The organism is Micromonospora sp. NPDC048843 (assembly GCF_040649965.1).
Classification (GTDB): domain Bacteria; phylum Actinomycetota; class Actinomycetes; order Mycobacteriales; family Micromonosporaceae; genus Micromonospora; species Micromonospora hortensis.
The window spans coordinates 1-4,898 of sequence record NZ_JBEZGJ010000304.1; the positions used below are offsets into that span (position 1 = coordinate 1).

General features: G+C 70.0%; 4 protein-coding genes. All 4 read right to left on the reverse strand.

Going from position 1 to position 4,898, the window contains the following annotated elements:
• Positions 1 to 46: 46 nt before the first annotated feature.
• The gene (locus tag AB0C20_RS35135) at positions 47 to 1,459 is read right to left on the reverse strand and encodes a non-reducing end alpha-L-arabinofuranosidase family hydrolase (protein ID WP_357569627.1); all 1,413 of its coding nucleotides are present in this window, start codon (positions 1,457 to 1,459) and stop codon (positions 47 to 49) included.
• 185 nt (positions 1,460 to 1,644) lie between these two features.
• Positions 1,645 to 2,730: a hypothetical protein gene (locus tag AB0C20_RS35140; protein ID WP_357569628.1), complete on the reverse strand. Its 1,086-nt coding sequence runs from the start codon at positions 2,728 to 2,730 to the stop codon at positions 1,645 to 1,647.
• A 57-nt stretch (positions 2,731 to 2,787) separates the two neighbouring features.
• Positions 2,788 to 3,231 (reverse strand): OsmC family protein, encoded by a 444-nt coding sequence (locus tag AB0C20_RS35145; RefSeq protein WP_210781189.1) that lies wholly within the window; start codon positions 3,229 to 3,231, stop codon positions 2,788 to 2,790.
• Between the two features lie 25 nt (positions 3,232 to 3,256).
• Positions 3,257 to 4,898: multicopper oxidase family protein (locus AB0C20_RS35150; protein ID WP_357569629.1), on the reverse strand; the 1,642-nt coding region annotated here is incomplete at its 5' end.

Sequence of the window (4,898 nt, forward strand, 5' to 3'; positions counted from 1 at the left end):
CTCGGCGTGACGCCGAGCCCGCCCGTCGCGGGTCGGTGGAGCGTGATCAGACCGGGCGTTGCAGGGTCAGCAGACCCGGCCGGTACGGCAGAAGGCCGTAGTCGCCGCCGGAGCTGGGGGAACGACCCTGGTAGAGCAGTTGCAGGTTGCAGGGGTCGACGGTCATGGTCTGGTCGGCGTTGGTGCGCAGCAGCTCGCCGTGGCTGATGTCGTTGGTCCAGGTGGCACCGCTGTTGGCCTTGCCGGCGAACGGGTTGCTCTCGCTGGTGGCCTGCGGCGTCCAGGAGCCGCCCAGGCTGGTGGCAGTGAACGAGCGGAAGTAGCGACCCTGCGAACCGATCGCCTCGACGATCATGAGATAACGGGTCTGACCCTTGAGCTTGTAGACCTGAACGGCCTCGAAGAGGTTGTTGGTGGTGTCGCTCATGATGGTCGTGTAGTTGGAGCCGAAGCTGCCCGGGAAGTTGCCGATCGGCATGCTGGCCCGGTAGATCTTGCCGTTGTCACCGGCGAAGAACAGGTACATGTTCTGGTCGTCACCGATGACCGCCTGGTCGATCGGGCCGGTGCCCGAACCGGTGATGCTTCCGCTGAACAGCGTCTGCGCCGCCGACCAGCCGTTCGGGTTGGTCGGGTTGGTCGAGGTCCGGTACGAGAACGCGGGTCCACCCCACTGGTAGGCGAGCACCCAGATGTTCTTCGGCGCGAAGTAGAACAGCGACGGCGCGACTGTCGCGTTGTTCATCGCGTTCTGGCTGGCCGAGGCCATCTGCGAGTAGTTCGTGAAGAGGCCGAAGTTCATCGAGCCCCACCGGGTGCCGTTGTCGTGGGTGGTGGCGTAGACGAGTTGCTGGCCGTTGTACGGGGCGACGGTGAAGTCCTTGAGCGACACCCAGCCGGACTTCGGCTGCGCCAGCGCTCCCGTCGAGGACCACCGGTACGTCGACGGAAGGTTGCACGTCGGCGGATCGGTCGGCGGGTCGGTCGGCGGGTCGGTCGGCGGGTCGGTCGGTGGATCGGTCGGCGGGTCGGTCGGCGTCGTGCCACCGGTGCAGGTGACACCGTTCAGGGCGAAGCTCGTCGGTGCTGGATTGCTGCTCGTCCACGACCCGTTGAACCCGAACGACACAGTGCCGCTGGTCGGAACCGCGGCGTTGTAGCTCACGTTCTTCGCCGTCACCGCCGACCCGCTCTGCGTCAGCGACGTGTTCCAGGCCTGCGTCACCGTCTGCCCGGCGCCGTACGACCAGGTCAGCGTCCAACTGCTCAACGGGTCACCGAGGTTCGTGATCGCCACGTTGGCGCCGAAGCCGCCCTGCCACTGCGACGACACGGCGTAGTTCACCGAACAACCCTCGGCCGCGGCACCGGCCGGCAGCGCCGCGACAACTGTCGACGACACCAGTAAGCCGACGCCGGCCGCAACCAGACCGACATTGGTGGCTCTGGATCTGGTCATATAGCACCCTCCTCGCGGGACGGCGGCCTATACATTGATGGCGGTCGCTGCGTGGTGACCGATTGTGAGCGTTAACAGGCCGCGTCAGGTATGTTACGGGAGCGCTCCCATACCCTCAACAGCATCTATCCCTCGTTCTCACCTACGTCGACTTTGCCGGTGCGGCTGGACGGCAGCGATCTTCCTCAGGCGATGGTGACGGTGAGGACACCGAACTGGTTGCTCCGCTGCACGTAGTGCGGCAGATAGAGCTTCCACGTCACGCTCAGCTCGCGCCCGGCCCGCATCGAGGCCGGCACCTCGGCGACCATTTCGAACACGGCACTGCCGCCGGCGGGGATCTGCGTGAGCGCGCGGCAGTTCAGCCGGTACAACTGGGCCGAGTTCACGGCGTCGTTCGTCGCGTCGCCGAGAGAGAACCGTTCCATCAGGTAGCCCGGGCAAGGGTCCAGCTCGAGGGGGCCGCCGGTCGGGTTGCCCAGCGTCACCCGGAAGGAGAGCCGCGACCCGGCGGCGGCGGTCGTCGGCCCCTGAACAGCGACGGTGAGCTTATCGAGCGGCGAGGACGGGGGCTTCGACACCGTCACCGGCTCGGTGAACCCGCTCGCGGACAGCGTCCCCCTCGCGCGGGGGTGGACCCCCTCCCCCTGCGGACAGCCTGGACGCTTGTCGACGGTGACCGGTGCGCGCAACCTGCCGCCGTCGTGCGGCAACTCGATCGCGAGCTCCAACGACCCCTTCACGGGCTGACAGAACGGCCCGGACCAGTCCAGGCGCAGGCTGGCGCTGCCGCCGGCGGGCACGGCGACCACCCGGGTGCGGCCCTCCTCGTCGATGTCGTGGGTGTAGAGCATCGGGATCTCACGGCCACCGGCGAGCATTGTCGTGGGCACCTCGCCCTGAAGGGTGCACTCTTCCGTCGACGAGTTCCGCACGTCCACTTCGCCGATGAGCTTGCCGATGGCGGCGTCGAAACCCCGAGGCGTCTCACCGCCGGTGCCGGGCCGCGTCCAGGTGGTGAGCCGGCCGGTCAGCTGCTCTGCCCGGCACGGTTCACTGCCGGCGGCCGGCGTTCTCGGCGCGGCGGGGCGGCCGTTGAGGTCCTCGCTGGTGATCTTCAGGTCGGCCCAGGGCGCGCTGCCGTCCGCGAGCAGCTCGGTGGGCGCCGCCTTCGCGACCGTCGGGTCCGAGCGACCCGGCTGGGCGTTCGGGTCGGCACAGGCCACCACCACGGTGAGGACGACCAGCAGTGGCATCAGTAGTCGACGCATACCGTCACCCTCACACGAACGAACCGCAGGGGCCTGAGTAGCGGTGCTCAGCGCCGATCAGTCTCCGGTGGGCCCGGGGCCCTCGGCGATCGCGACCGGAGTGCCGAGCTCGACGGTACGGGAGACAGTGCACAACCGATCATGCGACTGCTGCAACGACCGGGGCAGCGCCGCACGGGCCGCGTCGCCCTCCGCACCCTCGGGGAACGTCACTGTGAACTCGACCCGCAGGTTCCGCATCCGGTTTCCGCCGGCCTCGTCGCGGATCTTGTCGCCGGTGACGGCGACGGCGAACCCGGTCGGCTCCGCACGACGACTGGTGATGTGGTCCACGTCCACGGCTGTGCAACCGCCGATGGCAGCCAGCAGCAACTCCACCGGCGTGAAACTGCCGTCCTCGCCCGTGCCCAACGACACCGACCCGCCACGGGAGTTTCGCACGACGTAGTTGCCCAGGCTGGTGCGCTCGATCGCCACCGAACGGAAGGTGTCCTCAGTCATGACAGAAAACTACAGGCCTTCGCGATCACGAGTACATGAGATGCAACGTCATCCCGGCATCGGCGTGCGCCAGGTTGTGGCAGTGATTGGCCCACATCCCGGGGTTGTCGGCCCGGAACGCCACCTCCCACACCTCGCCCGGACGGACGTCGAACGAGTCCAGCCACAGCGGGCTTCCGGCCCCCGGCTCGCCATCGCGGGCCAGCACCAGGACGTGGTGGCCGTGCAGGTGCCACGGGTGCACGATCTGCGACCGGTTGACGATCGTGAACCGTACGACGTCGCCGAGGCGTACGACCTGCGGCGGGATGTCCGGGTCGGCCGCGCCGTTGACGGTGTGGGCGTACCGTGGCAGCAGTCCGCGCAGGTCGAGGCCGCGATCGAGGACGAGGGTGAACGTCTTGTCGAACCGGGGCCAGGGCACCGGAGCGGTAGCGCCGTAGCCGAGCGGATCGAGCACCGGCCAGGCGCCGGTCGCCGTCGACACCGGGCCGGTCGAGTAGACCGCCCGCCCGTCGACGAACAGCGCCACCGGAGTCGCCGGCGCGTCGAAGACCAGGTCGTAGCGGCCCCCGGCCGGGACCAGCACTGCGGTGTCCACCAGCGGCGTCGGGCCGCGCAGGTCGACGCCGTCGATGGCGGCCACCCGGAACGCGGTCCCGGCCAGTGCGTACCGGTGCGTCGTGCTGTCGGTGTTGATCAGCCGCAACCGCACCGGCACGCCGGCCTCGACCTGCTCCACTCTCGGCGCGGGCAACGGACGGCCCGCCAGGGTGTGCACCGGCACTGTGACGTCGAGGCGGGTCACCGGGCCCGGTCGCACCACCAGCACCCCGTAGAGACCCATCCGCACACCGACATCCGAGGCCGAGTGCGTGTGGTACCAGTACGTTCCGGCCTGGTCGGCGCGGAACCGGTAGACGAACTCCTGGCCGGGCCGCACCGGCGCCTGCGTCACCCCGGGAACCCCGTCCTGATCGTTCGGCACGTCGTACCCGTGCCAGTGCAGGGTGACCCCGCGCCCGATGTCCCGGTTGCGCAGCGTCACCTCCAGGACGTCGCCGACGGCGGCGGTCAGCTCCGGCCCGGGAACCTGCCCGTTGAACGCCCACGCGTCGACGTCCCGGCCGCCCGCGTCCACAGTGGCGGTTGCGGCGGTCAGTGTGAACCGCCGGGTGGGTTCGTCGGCGATCCGGGCCGCCGGATGGGCGTGCTCATGCGGTACGGCGGGCGCGGTGCCCGGGACGACGGTCAGCCCGGTTCCGCTCAGCAGCGCCGCGACCGCCACCACGAGGGCCACCCGGGACGCCGTCCGGGACGGGCGCGCACCGAGCGCACGCGCCGAGATCACCGTCGCCGTCACGACCCCGGCGACCGCGAGCAGCCCCGCCCCGGCCGACGCCGGGTAGCCGTGCAGGATCGTCACGAGCAGGGCGCTGCTCGTGGCGTACCCGGCGAAGAGCAGCGGAACCGCGACGGCCCGGATGTCACCCAGGGCCCGCAGCAACCGCGGACCGGCGACGCCCACCGCCGCGAGCGACAGTGGGGCCGCGATGAGGACCTTCTCCGCGGCGAACCACCAGCCGGCGCGGGCGAGAGCGGTGATCGTGACCGCGCGGGCGAGCGTGGCGAGCAGCGCGACCGCCGCCAGTCCCAGTGCGAGCGGG